Here is a 14556-nt window from a genome sequence, read left to right on the forward strand (position 1 = left end):
CGGAATGAGCGAAGTCAAGAGCGAAAGATTGAATGATCGAAAAAAGAACAAAGTGTGAGCGCTCGGAGGCGGGACGGAACGGCGGGGCCGGACCGTCCGGAGGCGGCGGCTACCCGCGTGCCGCCCGCGCCTCGGCCGCCCCGCAGGAGGCCCGCACCCGCAGACGGGGCAGCAGGGCGAGATGCCGCCGCGGCGCGGGCTCGGCCCGGCCCCCCGTCCCGTCGCCCGCACCGCCTTCGAGCCCGTCTCCCGGCCCGGTCCCCGGCCCGCCCGAGGCCCCGCCGCCCGCCCGCCCGCGCAACCGCTCCAGCAGCAACTCGGTGGCCAGCCGACCCACTTCGCGCTTGGGCGGGGCCACCGCCGTCAGCGGGGTGTCCGCCAGCGCCGCCACCTCGTCGTCGTACGCGACCAGCGCCAGCTCGCCCGGCACCCGTATGCCCAGCTCCGCCAGCCGCTGCACCAACTGGATCGCGTCCACGTCGTTGTGCACCAGCGCCGCCGTCACCCGCCCCGCCGTCACCGCCGTCCACAGCGCCTGCACGCCCCGCTCGAACCCTTCCGGATCGCGGCCGGCCGGCGCGTCGATCACCGGATGCGGCCGCTCCAGCCCCAGGGCGCGCAGCGCCTCGTCGTAACCGGTGCGCACCGCGAGCGCCGTCGGGCTGTCCGCGCGGGCCACCAGCACCGGCGCCGCATGGCCCTGCCCGGCCAGATGGCGCAGCGCCAGCAGCACCCCGTGGGCGTGGTCGGAGCACACCCGGTCCAGCGCCGCCAGCGGACCGCCCGGATCGGCCGTCCGCTCCAGCAGCACGGCGGGGACCGGGAGGCCGGCCAGCCAGCCGCCGTGTTCGGCCGGATCGGCGCGGTCGCGCCAGCCCGGCGCGACCAGCAGCCCCTCGGCGCCGGCCGCCAGCAGCCCCTCGGCCCGCGTCCGGTCCCCCTCGGGCCGGTAGTCGGATATCCGCAGGACCAGCCGGGCCCCGGCCCGCGCCGCCGCCTCGTGCGCGCCGTGGATCACCTCGGCGAAGTAGTACGTGGCCGACGGCGCGAGCAGCCCGAGCACCGGCCTGGCCCCCAGGCCGCCGGCCCCCGCCTCCCCGGTGCGCGGCCGGGGCCAGGACACCGACCCGTGCGCCCGCTCGACCAGGCCCTTGCGGGTCAGCGTCTCGACGTCCCGCCGTACGGTCACCGGCGACACCCCGAGTCGGGCGGCGAGGTCGGTGACCCGGGCCGTGCCGTGCTCCCGTACCAAGGTCAGCAGGCGGTCGTGGCGTTGCACTGCACTCTCACGCACGGCGGCGTTCCCCTCCCAGCAGGCGGCCCGAGGCGGCCGGATGGCGGCCGAGCCTAGTCCAGCCCGATCGTTCCGAATCGACCGGAGCGGAGAACGCTCAATCGATCATTCGATCCCGCTCTCTTGACGACCGATCGCCCACGGCTGAAGGATTCCCGCATCGCCCGGCCACCCAGCCACCCCAGGGGAGCCCATGCCCCAACTCCCGTCCCACTCCCGCCCGCACCCCTTCACCCTCCCTCCCGAGGACCGCGACCGCAGCCCGTACACCGGCTGGACCCGCGCCCACTGGGAGGCGGCGGCCGACGGCCTGTTGTGCGCCACCGCCCCGTACGCGTCCCCGCGCCACGGCCTCATCTCCCTTCCCGGCCCCCGTCCCAGCTTCTCCGGACCCCGCTCGGACGGCCTCGAAGGCTTCGCCCGGACGTTCCTGCTCGCCGCCTTCCGGCTCGCCGGTGACGACGGCCGCGATCCGCACGGCCTCCTCGACCGCTACGCCCAGGGCCTCACCTCCGGAACCGAAAGCCCCACCTTCGACACGGAGTTGGCGCCCGGCCAACCGGACTCCTGGCCCCGGATAGAAACCGTCCGGCAGGCGTACGTCGAGGCCGCCTCGGTAGCCCTCGGCCTGCGGCTGACCCGCCGCCGGCTCTGGGACACCCTCGACGACCGGGTCCGCGCCCGCATCGCGGAATGGCTGCTGCCCACCCTCGAACCGCCCCCCATCGACAACAACTGGTGGCTCTTCGGCCTCACCGTCGGCGGCTTCCTGCTCGACGCGGGCATCGAGACCGAACGGGCGCAGGCCGCCATCGACCGCGCGCTGGCCCGCATAGACGACTGGTACCGCGGCGACGGCTGGTACAGCGACGGCGACAACCGCGCCTTCGACCACTACAACGCCTGGGCCCTGCACTTCTACCCCGTCCTGCACGCCCACCTCAGCGGCGACGCCGCCCTGCTGGCCACCCACGGCGCGCGCCTGCACGCCCAACTCACCTCCTACACGCGGCTCTTCGACACCAACGGCGCCCCGATACCCTTCGGCCGCTCGCTCACCTACCGCTTCGCCGCCACCGCCGCCCCCTGGCTCGGTGCCCTCACCGGCCACACCCCGCTCACCCCCGGCGCCACCCGCCGCCTCGCCTCGGGCGCCCTGCGCCACTTCCTCGACCGCGGCGCCGTCACCGAGGACGGCCTGCTGCCCCTCGGCTGGTACGGCCCGTACGCCCCGATGCTCCAGGGCTACTCGGGACCGGCTTCGCCCTACTGGGCCTCCAAGGGATTCCTCGGCCTCCTGCTGCCCGCCGACCACCCCGCCTGGACGGGCCCCGAGGAACCCCTCCCTGCCGAAACCGCCGACGCCGTCTTCCCCCTGGGGCCGACCGGTCTGCTCGTCCAGTCCACCGCGTCCGACGGCCTGGTCCGCCTCCACAACCACGGCAGCAACTCCGTCCTCGCCGCCGCGGACCCGTACTACGCCCGCTACGCCTACTCCACCCGCACCGGCCCTACGGGCTTCACCGGCCTGGCCGGCCCCACGGCGCCCGGTTTCCTGGCCGGTGCCACGGCCCCGGCCGGCCCGACCGGGCCCATGGTGCCCAAGGGCCTGGCCGATGGTTCCGCGTCCGTCGGTTTGGCGGGCGGCTCGGCCCCCGATGGCCTGGCCGGAGACACCGCCTTCACTCCGGCGAACGGCTCCGCCCCCAACGGCCTGGTCGGTGACTCTGCCTCTGCCGCCCTGGCGGGCGGCTCCGCGTCCGACGGTTTGGCGGGTGACTTGGCCCCCGCCGGCCCGGCCGGTCCCATGGTGCTCAAGGGCCTGGCCGACGGTTCCGCGTCCGATGGCCTGGCCGGAGACACGGCCTCCACTCCGGCGACCGGCTCCGCCCCCAACGGCCTGACCGGTGACTCTGCCTCTGCCGTCCCGGCGGGTGACTCCGCTTCCGCCGTCCCGGCGGGCGATTCCGCGTCCGACGTCCTGGCGGGCGACTCCACCTCCGACAACCACTTCGCCCTGCTCATCGACGGCAGCCCGACCACCCGCGGCCCCGCCACTCCGCACGGCACCGGCCCCGACTGGGCCGCCTCCACCCACACCCCCCGCCACGCCGACGGCACCGAACTCCCCGGCGTCCGAATACTGTCCGCCACCCTCGTCCACGGCCGCGCCGAACTCCGCGCCCACCTCGTCACTGGTGCCACCCCCGGCACCCCCGTACGCCAGACCGGCTGGGCCACCACCCCCGACGGCCCGACCGCCCAACTCCACCCCGTACACGGCTACTCCGGCCCACCCCGCGAGACCGCCACCGGCAGCACCCCCTTCGGTCCGCACACCCGCACCGCCACCCTGGACGGCACCGTCTCCGCCCCCCAGGGAGCCCTCTTCATCTCCCTGGCCTCCCTCACCGCGGACCCCACTCCCGCCCCCCTGCACACCCTGGCGACCACCCGCATCACCCCCTACGCCATCCACGTCACCTGGCACGACGGCACCACCTCGCACCTGCCCTTCCCCCACCACTCACCTGTCTCTCCTCCACCACCCACCCACGGAAGGTGAGGGGACGCAGGGGTCGGGTGCGGGGACGTAAAGCGAAGCAGTCCCCGCAACTCCGACCCCTGCGTCCCCTCACCGCCCCTGAAAGCCCCGCGCAGCGGAAACCAACACGAACGGCGCCGCACCCGGCAACGCGCGGAGGCGGTGGCCAGCGCATCAGAAGGAAAAGCGGCGCCGCACTCGGCAATACGGGGGAGGCCCTGCGCAGCGGAAGGGGAAAGACGGCGCTGCACCTGGCAACGCGGCGGTCCGCACAGCGGAAAGAAGACAATGGCGCCGCCCCCGGCCATCCGGGGAAGTACCGCCGACCGCGGCGCCACGGGCAATCCGAAGCACCAACAGGAACGTCCCCGCACGTCGGAAAAGGACGGCGCCGCACCCCACAACGTGGGAGAAACCCGGAGCGCCAGCGACTACCGCCCCGCGCAGCGGAGAGGAACGCCAGCCGATGCGGCGCCGCACCCTACAGCGTGGGTAGATGCGGAGCGTCAGCGCCGACCGCAGCGGAAAAGAGAACAAGCGGCGCAGCACTCGGCAACGGCGGGTAGAGGCGCCCCGCGAAGCGGAAAGGAAATCAACGGCGCCGCACCCGGCCATCCGGGGAAGCACCGCCGACCGCCGCGCCGCGGGCAATCCGGAGCGCCAACAGGAACGTCCCCGCACGTCGGAAAAGGACGGCGCCGCACCCCACAACGTGGGAGAAACCCGGAGCGCCAGCGACTACCGCCCCGAGCAGCGGAGAGGAATGCCGGCCGACGCGGCGCCGCACCCTACGACGTGGGTAATTGCGGAGCGTCAGCGCCGACCGCAGCGGAAAGGAACTCCGGCCGGCACGGCGCCGCACCCTGCAACGTGAGGAAAAGGAGCGTCAGCGCCGACCGCAGCGGAGAGGAACGCCGGCCGACACGCCGCCGCACCCCACAACGTGGGGAAAAACGGAGCGCCAGCGACTACCGCGGACCATACTTCCGCCCCGTCCGCGAAGTGATCCCGCCGAGCACCCCGCGAGGCGCCAGCTTCACCGCGCTCACCAGCGCCTTGTACCGCGGGTCCGGGACGGACAGGGACTTGCCGCGTGCCAGGTCCCGCATCGCCGCGTCGACCAGTTTGCCGGCGTCCAGCCACAGCCAGCCGGGGATGTTGTCGGTGCCCATCCCGGCCCGCTGGTGGAACTCGGTCCGTACGAAGCCGGGGCAGAGCGCCATCAGCCGGACCCCGCTGCCCGCCAGGTCACGCGCGGCGCCCTGGGTGAACTGCACGACCCACGCCTTGCTCGCCCCGTACGTCCCGCGCGGTACGAACGCCGCCACCGACGCGACGTTGACGACCGCGCCCCGCCGCCGGTCCCGCATTCCGCGGACCGCGGCCGTCGTGAGTCGCAGCACCGCCTCGCAGTGCACCTTCAGCATCGTCAGCTCATCGGCCATCGGCACTTCGAGGTACTCGCCCTTGTTGCCGAACCCCGCGTTGTTCACCAGCAGGTCCACCGGACGCGTGGGGTCCGCGAGCCGCTCCTCGACGGCGGCGATGCCCTCCTCCGTCGCCAGATCGGCGCGGAGCACCTCCGCTTCGATGCCGTGCCGGTCGTGCAGTTCGGTCGCCTGCTCGCGCAGCCGCTTCTCGTCGCGCGCCACCAGCACCACGCTGTGGCCGTCGCTCGCGAGCCGCCGGGCGAACGCCGCCCCGATGCCCGCCGTCGCTCCCGTGATCAGTGCAGTCGTCATACGGGCACGCTATCCGCCCCGGGCGCGGCGCCGATGCCCCGGAGCGCGCCGGCGCCCGCCCCCTTCGGCCGGCCTCCCGTCAGCTCGCCGCCTGCGCCACGTACTTGACCGCCTTGGCCCGCGCCTCCGGATGCAGTGCGTCCCCGACCGCGAGCAGCCGCGGCAGCAGCTCCCGTTGGGTCGTCAGCGCCCGGAACATCAGCGCGACGGTCACGTCGTGGTCCGGGCGGTGAACCACCTCGACGGTGTCCCCGGAGCGGATCTCGCCCGGTTCGAGCACCCGCAGATACGCACCGGGCGCCCCGGCCGCCGTGAACCGCTTGATCCAGCCATGTTCGCCCAGCCAGCCCTGGAACGTCCGGCACGGAATCCGCGGTGAGGTCACCTCCAGCAGCAGCCGGTCGCCGATCCGCCAGCGCTCGCCGACCAGGGCGCCGTTGACCTCGACGCCGGCGGTGGTGAGGTTCTCGCCGAACACGCCGTTGCCCAGCTCGCGGCCCAGCTCCCGCTGCCAGGCGTCCAGGTCCTCGCGGGCGTAGGCGTACACGGCTTGGTCGTCGCCGCCGTGATGGCGGGTGTCGACGACCGCGTCGCCCGCCAGCCCGCTCGCGCCGACGCCCTTGGGGCCCGGCGCGGCGACCGCCACCGGACCGTCCACGGGCTGCTTGTCGATACCCGTCCCGGCCGGGGAGTCGGTGTGCTCGGATGGTGTGGGGCGCCCCACGTTCACGGAAAGCAACTTCATAAAGGTCACGCTAAGCCAATCCAGCCAAAGCGTGTAGTGAGTAATCTGCCCTCCCTCCAAGGCTCGCTTATGCTTGAAGAATGATCGAGGCCCGTCATCTCCGTGTGCTGCGCGCCGTCGCCAGGACCGGTTCCTTCTCCGCCGCCGCCCGCGAGCTGGGCTGCACCCAGCCCGCCGTCAGCCAGCAGATGAAGGCCCTGGAGCAGTCCGCCGGCACCCCGCTCCTGGTCCGTACGGGACGCGAGATGCGGCTGACGCAGGCGGGCGAGGCGCTGGTACGGCACGCCGTCGGCATCCTGGCGGGGCTCACCGCCGCGGAGGAGGAGGTCGCCGCCATCGCGGGCCTGCGGGCCGGCCGGGTGCGGCTGGTGTCGTTCCCCTCCGGCAGTTCGACGCTGGTGCCGACCGCGCTGGCGGCGATGCGCGCCGCGTACCCCGGCACCCGGGTCTCGCTGGTCGAGGCCGAACCGCCGCGCTCGATCGAGATGCTGCGCAACGGCGACTGCGAGATCGCGCTGGCCTTCCGCTATCCCGAGGTGCGCGGCGCGGACCCGGCAGCCGGGGCGGAGTGGGACGACCTGGTCGCCCGCCCGATCCTGGCGGACCGGCTGATCGGGCTGGTCCCGGACGGCCACCGGCTGGCGCAGGCCGGTACGGCACGGTTCGCCGAACTGGCCGACGACCCGTGGATCGGCGGCTGCCCGCGCTGCCGGAGGCACCTCGTGGAGGTCTGCGAGAACGCCGGCTTCACCCCGCGTATCGACTTCGCCACCGACGACTACCCGGCGGTGATCGGCCTGGTCGGCGCGGGCCTGGGCGTCGCCGCCCTGCCCGAGCTGACCCTGGCGTCCGTACGCCCCAAGGGCGCCACGACGGTACGGCTGGAACCGGCCGTACACCGCGAGATCGTCGCGCTCACGCTGCCGGACCTGGCGCAGGTCCCCGCGGTCGAGGCGATGCTCGATCAACTGGTCGAGGCCGCAGGGCACTGACGGCCTGGGACGGCTGCGGGGGTTTCGCGGGTGGGGCTTCGCCTGGTGGGGCTTCACCCGGTGTCATTCCGTAGGTGAGGTCCACCCGGTGTCCTTCACCATGTGGGACCTCATGCGGGACCTCGTGGGACCTCACCCCGTGGTCTTCACCCAGTGGTCTTCACCCGGTGCGGACGTGCTCCTCATACGGGGCGACGGCCCGGCCGCCGTTCGAGTGACCGGGACGCGGCGCGGCGGCGAGGGGAATGCCGCAGCGCGAAGCGCCGCAGTGGACCAGCGACGAGAAGCGCCGCAGTGGAGTAGTGACGAGAAGCATCGCGGTGAAGCAGCGACGAGAAGCGTCGCGATGAAGCGGTGACGAGGGGCGGGCGTGGGCGGGCACGGGGCGCCCGCGGCGGCGCGAGCCGGCCGGGGAAGGCCCGCCGGAGTTCTCCCGGGGCCTTCCCGCTGCTCGCGGAGGGTTTTCGCGGAGCGTGTGGTGTGCGTGCTTCCCGGTGCGGCGGCTCCGGACGGTCAGAGGCCGGTCACGCCGACGTGGTGGGTCATCGAGGTCGCGGGGACCAGCCGGTGCCGGGCCCGGCCCATGAGCTCCTCGCGCTCGTCCTCGGTCAGTCCGCCCCAGACCCCGTAGGGCTCGCGGACCGCCAGCGCGTGCGCCGCACATTCGGCCCGTACGGGGCAGCGCATGCAGACCTCCTTCGCCGATGTCTCACGCGCGCTACGAGCCGCTCCGCGCTCGCCCTCGGGGTGGAAGAAGAGCGAGCTGTCCACGCCGCGGCAGGCGGCCAGCAACTGCCAGTCCCAGAGGTCTGCGTTCGGGCCCGGGAGGCGGGAGAAATCTGCCATTGCTAATCCCCTCGAAGCGATGCTGTTGCGGGCTCGGTGCTGAAGACCGTACATCTACTGTCTAAGTAGATGTAAATATGACTCATTGCGAATCTAGCCGCAGTTGGCACGAAAATGAAAGGAAGAGGGCCAAATAGGGCATAGGGTGCGCGCGCGACCACCGGTACGGCGATGAACCGTCTGCGTATCCGGTCACTTACGGAGCGTGCCGAACCCGGTCGTCGAGGCCGTAACTCTTTCGAGTGACCGTCGTTGAGTGTGCGGAGGCGATTGGCAGAGGTAGCCGTCGGGCATCTGTCCGAGGCCGTCAATCGCACAGGTGACGATATGTATCAGCCTGGAGGCTCAAGGTGACGCGCATCAGCTGCGGAGGACGGTCATGACATCCGTCCTCGTCTGCGACGACTCCCCGCTTGCCCGAGAGGCGCTCCGTCGGGCGGTTGCGACCGTTCCCGGCGTCGAGCGTGTGACGACGGCGGCCAACGGCGAGGAAGTCCTCCGCCGCTGGGGCGCCGATCGCTCGGACTTGATTCTGATGGACGTACGGATGCCCGGTCTCGGCGGTGTCGAGACCGTGCGGCGGCTGCTGTCCGCCGACCCCGGCGCCCGGATCATCATGCTCACGGTGGCCGAGGATCTGGACGGGGTCGCGCTCGCGGTCGCCGCCGGTGCCCGCGGCTATCTGCACAAGGACGCCTCGCGCGCCGAGCTGCGCGCCACGGTGACCCAGGCGCTTGCCGACCCGACGTGGCGGCTCGCCCCGCGTCGGCTGCGGTCCGCCGAGATGGGCGCGGCGCCGACTCTGACCGCCCGGGAGATCCAGGTGCTGGAGGGCATGAGCCACGGCCGCTCCAACGCCGAGATCGGCCGGGAGCTGTTCCTCTCCGAGGACACGGTCAAGACGCACGCCCGGCGCCTCTTCAAGAAGCTCGGCGCATCCGACCGGGCACACGCGGTGGCGCTGGGCTTCCGCTGGGGACTGGTCCGCTGACCGCGGTGTGAGGCGCTGCGCAACGGGGTTGCGGCGTTCGTCCCTTGATGAGGTGGCGAAGGCCGCAGCCCCGCCGCGTGGGCACCCGGCGCCGAAACGTCACGCGATGCCGCATCCTTGACGTGTGACTCCTCCCCGGCGGAGGCCGGGGCTTCTCACTCGGCCAGAAGAGACCCTGATGACGGACAAGCCCTGCCCGGTGCCGTTCGGCACGGGCTACAAGCTACCGACGGGGTCCGGGGGCCGGTATGGGCACAACCCGATCGGGGGAGGCGTGGGACGTGGGTTCCAGAACGACGGCTCGTAACGGTTCGGTGCACAACAACAGGGGTGATGCCGCGAGCGGCGCCGCGTCAAGGCACCATGGACCGATGCGCGATGACGGCAATCAGGAGATCGGTGATCTCGTCGCACGCGCCGTCGAGGGCGATCGGCGGGCCACGCACGACCTCCTGGCCCATGTGCACCCTCTCGCTCTGCGCTACTGCCGCACCCGGCTCTCCCGGCTGCCGGGGGACGCCCGGCACTTCGTGGAGGACCTGGCGCAGGAGGTCTGTGTCGCGGTGCTCTGCGCGCTGCCGCGCTACCGGGACACCGGTAAGCCCTTCGAGGCGTTCGTCTTCGCCATCGCCGGCCACAAGGTCGCCGATCTGCAACGGGCCGCGATGCGCGGTCCCGGCAGTACGGCCGTGCCGTCCGACGAGATGCCCGAGCAGCCGGACGACTCCCTCGGCCCCGAGGAGCGGGCGCTGCTGAGCAGCGACGCCGAGTGGGCCAAGAAACTGCTGGCGAACCTGCCGGAGAACCAGCGCGAGCTGGTGCTGCTGCGGGTCGCGGTCGGGCTGACGGCCGAGGAGACCGGGCAGATGCTGGGGATGTCGCCCGGTGCGGTGCGGGTCGCCCAGCACCGCGCGCTCAGCCGGCTGCGGGCGCTCGCCGAGCAGTAGCGGTCGGCGGTCGGTCGGCGGGGTGCCCCCGGTGCCCCGCGGGAATCCCTTGGGGCGGCGGGGCGGCTCGGTAGAAACGTACGAGTGATGAGGCCCTCATCGGCCGTGGAATGGGACACCTCTCCAGGCCGTTAGCATGGGAGTCCGCGCTGAGGCAAGAGCATTGGGGAAGGTGTCATGAGTGACAACGTCGACGGTATGCCCGCCAAATTCGCCATGCTCGGGCTGACATACGACGACGTTCTGCTGCTGCCCGGCGCGTCGGAGGTGCTGCCGAACGCGGTGAGCACCGCCTCCCGGGTTTCGCGGAACGTCACGGTGAGCATCCCGCTGCTGTCCGCGGCCATGGACAAGGTCACCGAGGCGCGGATGGCGATCGCCATGGCGCGCCAGGGCGGCGCCGGTGTGCTGCACCGCAACCTCTCCATCGAGGACCAGGCCAACCAGGTCGATCTGGTCAAGCGCTCCGAGTCCGGCATGGTCACCGACCCGATCACGGTCCGCCCGGACGCGGAGCTCGCCGAGGCGGACGCGCTCTGCGCCAAGTTCCGGATCAGCGGTGTGCCGGTGACCGACGCGGCGGGCAAGCTGCTGGGCATCGTCACCAACCGCGATATGGCCTTCGAGATGGACCGCAGCCGGCAGGTCCGTGAGGTCATGACGCCGATGCCGCTGGTCACCGGCAAGGTCGGCATCTCCGGCGAGGACGCCATCGAGCTGCTGCGCCGCCACAAGATCGAGAAGCTTCCGCTGGTCGACGACGCGGGCGTTCTCAAGGGCCTGATCACGGTCAAGGACTTCGTCAAGGCGGAGAAGTACCCGAACGCCGCCAAGGACGCCGAGGGCCGGCTGGTCGTCGGTGCGGCCGTCGGTGTCGGCGACGCGGCGTACGACCGGGCGCAGGCGCTGGTCGAGGCCGGTGCCGACTTCCTCGTCGTGGACAGCGCGCACGGCCACAGCCGCGGCATCCTCGACATGATCGCCAAGGTCAAGTCCAACATCCGCGTCGATGTCGTCGGCGGCAACGTCGCCACCCGCGACGGCGCCCAGGCGCTGATCGACGCCGGCGTCGACGGCATCAAGGTCGGGGTCGGCCCTGGCTCCATCTGCACCACCCGAGTGGTCGCCGGTGTCGGCGTGCCGCAGGTCACCGCGATCTACGAGGCCGCGCAGGCCGCGCACGCCGCGGGCGTACCGCTGATCGGCGACGGCGGCCTCCAGTACTCCGGCGACATCGCCAAGGCCATCGCGGCCGGCGCGGACACGGTCATGCTGGGCTCGCTGCTGGCCGGCTGCGAGGAGTCGCCGGGCGAGATGGTCTTCATCAACGGCAAGCAGTTCAAGTCGTACCGGGGGATGGGTTCGCTGGGCGCGATGCAGTCCCGCGGGCAGGGCAAGTCCTTCTCCAAGGACCGCTACTTCCAGGACAACGTCCTCTCCGAGGACAAGCTGGTCCCCGAGGGCATCGAGGGCCAGGTGCCCTACCGCGGTCCGCTCTCCTCGGTGGCCCACCAGCTCATCGGCGGTCTGCGCGCCTCCATGGGCTACGTCGGCTCCGCCGACATCCAGGAGCTCAAGGACAAGGGCCACTTCGTCCGCATCACCTCCGCGGGCCTCAAGGAGAGCCACCCGCACGACATCCAGATGACGACCGAGGCGCCGAACTACTCGCGTCGCTGAGACGGGCCCATCGGCCGGGGGTCCGGGGGTTGCCCCCGGGGGATGGGGCCAGATGACGACCGAGGCGCCGAACTACTCGCGTCGCTGAGCGAGGCGAGTAAGCCCCGCAGGCGTGGCGGAAGCCCGTGGCCGTACCGCGGCCGCGGGTTTTCGTGTGTCGGGGATACTGGAACGGCAGACTTAGAGGGAAAGGCCACACACGTGACTGAGATCGAGATCGGACGCGGCAAGCGCGGCCGCCGGGCATATGCCTTCGACGACATCGCCGTCGTCCCGAGTCGCCGCACCCGCGACCCGAAGGAGGTCTCGATCGCCTGGCAGATCGACGCCTACCGTTTCGAGCTGCCGTTCCTGGCCGCTCCGATGGACTCCGTGGTCTCGCCGCGGACCGCGATCCGCATCGGTGAGCTGGGCGGTCTGGGCGTCCTCAACCTGGAGGGTCTGTGGACCCGGTACGAGGACCCGGAGCCGCTGCTCGCGGAGATCGCGGAGCTGGACGGTGAGACGGCCACCAAGCGGTTGCAGGAGATCTACGCCGCGCCGATCAAGGAAGAGCTGATCGGGCAGCGGATCAAGGAGGTGCGCGACTCGGGTGTCGTGACCGCCGCCGCGCTGTCGCCGCAGCGCACCGCCCAGTTCTCCAAGGCGGTCGTGGACGCGGGCGTGGACATCTTCGTGATCCGCGGCACCACCGTCTCCGCCGAGCACGTCTCGTCGGCCGCCGAGCCGCTGAATCTGAAGCAGTTCATCTACGAGCTGGACGTCCCGGTCATCGTCGGCGGCTGCGCCACGTACACCGCGGCGCTGCACCTGATGCGGACCGGCGCGGCCGGTGTGCTGGTCGGGTTCGGCGGCGGCGCGGCGCACACCACCCGTAACGTCCTGGGCATCCAGGTCCCGATGGCGACGGCGGTGGCGGATGTCGCCGCCGCGCGCCGGGACTACATGGACGAGTCCGGCGGCCGGTATGTGCATGTCATCGCCGACGGCGGCGTGGGCTGGTCCGGCGACCTGCCGAAGGCGATCGCCTGCGGTGCGGACGCGGTGATGATGGGCTCGCCGCTGGCCCGTGCGACGGACGCGCCCGGCCGCGGCCACCACTGGGGCATGGAGGCCGTGCACGAGGACGTGCCGCGGGGCAAGCGGATGGACCTCGGCGCGGTCGGCACGACGGAGGAGATCCTCCTCGGGCCCTCGAACACGCCCGACGGGTCGATGAACTTCTTCGGTGCGCTGCGCCGGGCGATGGCCACCACGGGCTACTCCGAGCTCAAGGAGTTCCAGCGGGTCGAGGTGACGGTCGCGCCGTCGCAGCACGACAACCGCTAGCGGCGGACCGGCCCGGGGCACGGCCACCGGGTCCCGTACGTGACGCGGCGGCCCGGCGACATCATGTCGCCGGGCCGCCGCGTTTTGCGGTTCCGGGGCCCTCCCGCGCCGGTTGCGGGTCAGAGCCGGTGGGCGGTGCCCGTAGGGGTCGCGCCCCGGGTGTCCAGGAGGAGCTGGGCCTTGGCCGCCAGGCCCTGGAGGTCGTAGGTGCGGTGGGGCTGGAGGAGGAGCGTCAGATCGGCGTCGGCCGCGGCCTCGTAGGGGGAATCGGCCCGGGGGACGGGGCGGCCCCGCACGTTCCACCGGGGGACGTAGGGGTCGTGGTAGGTGAGCTGCGCGCCCAGTGCCATGAGGCGGGTGGCGATCTCGCGGGCCGGGGAGCCCTCCTGGTCGCCGGTGTCGGGCCGGTAGCTGACACCGAGGAGCAGGACGCGGGCGCCGCGGGCGGACTTGCCGTGCTCGTTGAGCAGGGTGGCGCAGCGCTGGATGACATAGCGCGGCATCCGGCCGTTGACCTCCTGGGCGAGTTCGACCATGCGGAGCGGGTAGCCCGGTGAACGTCCTTTGTAGGAGAGGCAGTTGGGGTCGATGGCTCCGGAGTGGCCGCCCACGCCGGGGCCGGGGCGGAACGCCTGGAAGCCGAAGGGCTTCGTCTCGGCGCAGCGGATGACGTCCCACAGGTCGACGCCGATGTCGTGGCAGAAGACCGCCATCTCGTTCAGCAGGGCGATGTTGACGTGGCGGTAGTTGGTCTCCAGGACCTTGGCCGTCTCCGCCTCGCGGGGGCCGCGGGCGCGGACGACCTTGTCGGTCAGCCGCCCGTAGAACGCCGCGGCGGCCTCGGTGCAGGCGGGGGTGAGGCCGCCGATGACCTTGGGGGTGTTGCCATAGCGGTAAGTGCGGTTGCCGGGGTCGTGCCGGTGGGGTGAGCAGGCGAGGTGGAAGTCGCGGCCGGCGGTCAGTCCCGACCCCGCTTCGAGCAGGGGGCGCAGGAATTCCTCGGTGGTGCCCGGGTAGGCGGTCGATTCGAGGATGACGGTGGTGTGCGGGCGCAGCTGCGCGGCCAGGGTGCGGGCCGCGTCGGCGACGCCGGTCAGGTCCACGGCGCGGTCCTCGCCGAGCGGTGTGGGGGTGCAGATGACGGCCGTGCGGACCTTGCCGAGGGCGGCGGGGTCGGCGGTGGTGCGGAAACCGCCGGCGAGCAGGCGGCGGATCTCGGTGGCGGACAGCGGCCCGTCGGCGACCGAGGGGGCGGCCGCGTGCGGGTCGGGGTCGTAGCCGACGGTGCTGATGCCGGCGGTGGTGGCGGCCTGGGCGAGCGGGAGGCCGAGGTGTCCGAGGCCGATGACGGCGAGGTCTGCGGGCATGCCGCGGCTGTCCTTCCCGAGCGATTCCGGATGGCGCATAAGTAGACTAAGCCGACATTCGACTCAGAATGGATATTG

Annotated in this window: 10 protein-coding genes and 1 pseudogene; 6 read left to right on the forward strand and 5 right to left on the reverse strand. The window is 72.3% G+C overall.

The window, feature by feature from the left end:
- Positions 1 to 109: 109 nt before the first annotated feature.
- The gene (locus IH09_RS24770) at positions 110 to 1294 is read right to left on the reverse strand and encodes a substrate-binding domain-containing protein (RefSeq protein WP_052859683.1); all 1185 of its coding nucleotides are present in this window, start codon (positions 1292 to 1294) and stop codon (positions 110 to 112) included.
- A 193-nt stretch (positions 1295 to 1487) separates the two neighbouring features.
- Here IH09_RS24770 and IH09_RS40880 point away from each other — a divergent pair.
- Positions 1488 to 2810 (forward strand): annotated as a pseudogene (locus tag IH09_RS40880) (DUF2264 domain-containing protein); the annotation flags it as partial.
- 1997 nt (positions 2811 to 4807) lie between these two features.
- On the opposite strand, the gene IH09_RS24780 reads toward IH09_RS40880, so the two are convergent.
- Together IH09_RS24780 and IH09_RS24785 are read right to left on the reverse strand one after the other, a co-directional pair.
- Positions 4808 to 5581, reverse strand: coding sequence for an SDR family NAD(P)-dependent oxidoreductase (locus IH09_RS24780; RefSeq protein ID WP_052859684.1), 774 nt, complete (start codon positions 5579 to 5581; stop codon positions 4808 to 4810).
- A gap of 79 nt (positions 5582 to 5660) precedes the next feature.
- On the reverse strand, positions 5661 to 6326 hold the full coding sequence (locus tag IH09_RS24785) for an MOSC domain-containing protein (protein ID WP_052859685.1): 666 nt from the start codon (positions 6324 to 6326) through the stop codon (positions 5661 to 5663).
- Positions 6327 to 6406: 80 nt separating this feature from the next.
- Here IH09_RS24785 and IH09_RS24790 point away from each other — a divergent pair, with 80 nt between their 5' ends.
- Positions 6407 to 7318: a LysR family transcriptional regulator gene (locus IH09_RS24790; RefSeq protein ID WP_052859686.1), complete on the forward strand. Its 912-nt coding sequence runs from the start codon at positions 6407 to 6409 to the stop codon at positions 7316 to 7318.
- A gap of 513 nt (positions 7319 to 7831) precedes the next feature.
- Here the strand turns inward: IH09_RS24790 and IH09_RS24795 are convergent.
- Positions 7832 to 8164, reverse strand: coding sequence for a WhiB family transcriptional regulator (locus IH09_RS24795; RefSeq protein ID WP_052859687.1), 333 nt, complete (start codon positions 8162 to 8164; stop codon positions 7832 to 7834).
- 379 nt (positions 8165 to 8543) lie between these two features.
- On the opposite strand from IH09_RS24795, the gene IH09_RS24800 reads away from it, so the two are divergent.
- The 4 genes from IH09_RS24800 (at position 8544) to IH09_RS24815 (ending at position 13111) form a co-directional block, all read left to right on the forward strand.
- A complete protein-coding gene (locus IH09_RS24800) occupies positions 8544 to 9155 on the forward strand; it encodes a response regulator transcription factor (protein WP_003948568.1) in 612 nt (203 codons plus the stop codon).
- A gap of 371 nt (positions 9156 to 9526) precedes the next feature.
- Positions 9527 to 10102, forward strand: coding sequence for a sigma-70 family RNA polymerase sigma factor (locus tag IH09_RS24805; protein WP_052859688.1), 576 nt, complete (start codon positions 9527 to 9529; stop codon positions 10100 to 10102).
- Positions 10103 to 10279: 177 nt separating this feature from the next.
- Positions 10280 to 11782, forward strand: coding sequence for an IMP dehydrogenase (guaB, locus tag IH09_RS24810; protein ID WP_052859689.1), 1503 nt, complete (start codon positions 10280 to 10282; stop codon positions 11780 to 11782).
- A gap of 201 nt (positions 11783 to 11983) precedes the next feature.
- Positions 11984 to 13111: a GuaB3 family IMP dehydrogenase-related protein gene (locus tag IH09_RS24815; protein WP_052859690.1), complete on the forward strand. Its 1128-nt coding sequence runs from the start codon at positions 11984 to 11986 to the stop codon at positions 13109 to 13111.
- Positions 13112 to 13230: 119 nt separating this feature from the next.
- Here IH09_RS24815 and IH09_RS24820 read toward each other — a convergent pair whose 3' ends face one another.
- On the reverse strand, positions 13231 to 14478 hold the full coding sequence (locus IH09_RS24820) for a nucleotide sugar dehydrogenase (protein WP_052859691.1): 1248 nt from the start codon (positions 14476 to 14478) through the stop codon (positions 13231 to 13233).
- Between the last annotated feature and the right edge of the window lie 78 nt (positions 14479 to 14556).

This window comes from Streptomyces celluloflavus (assembly GCA_000720995.1).
In the GTDB taxonomy this organism is placed as follows: Bacteria; Actinomycetota; Actinomycetes; order Streptomycetales; family Streptomycetaceae; genus Streptomyces; species Streptomyces celluloflavus.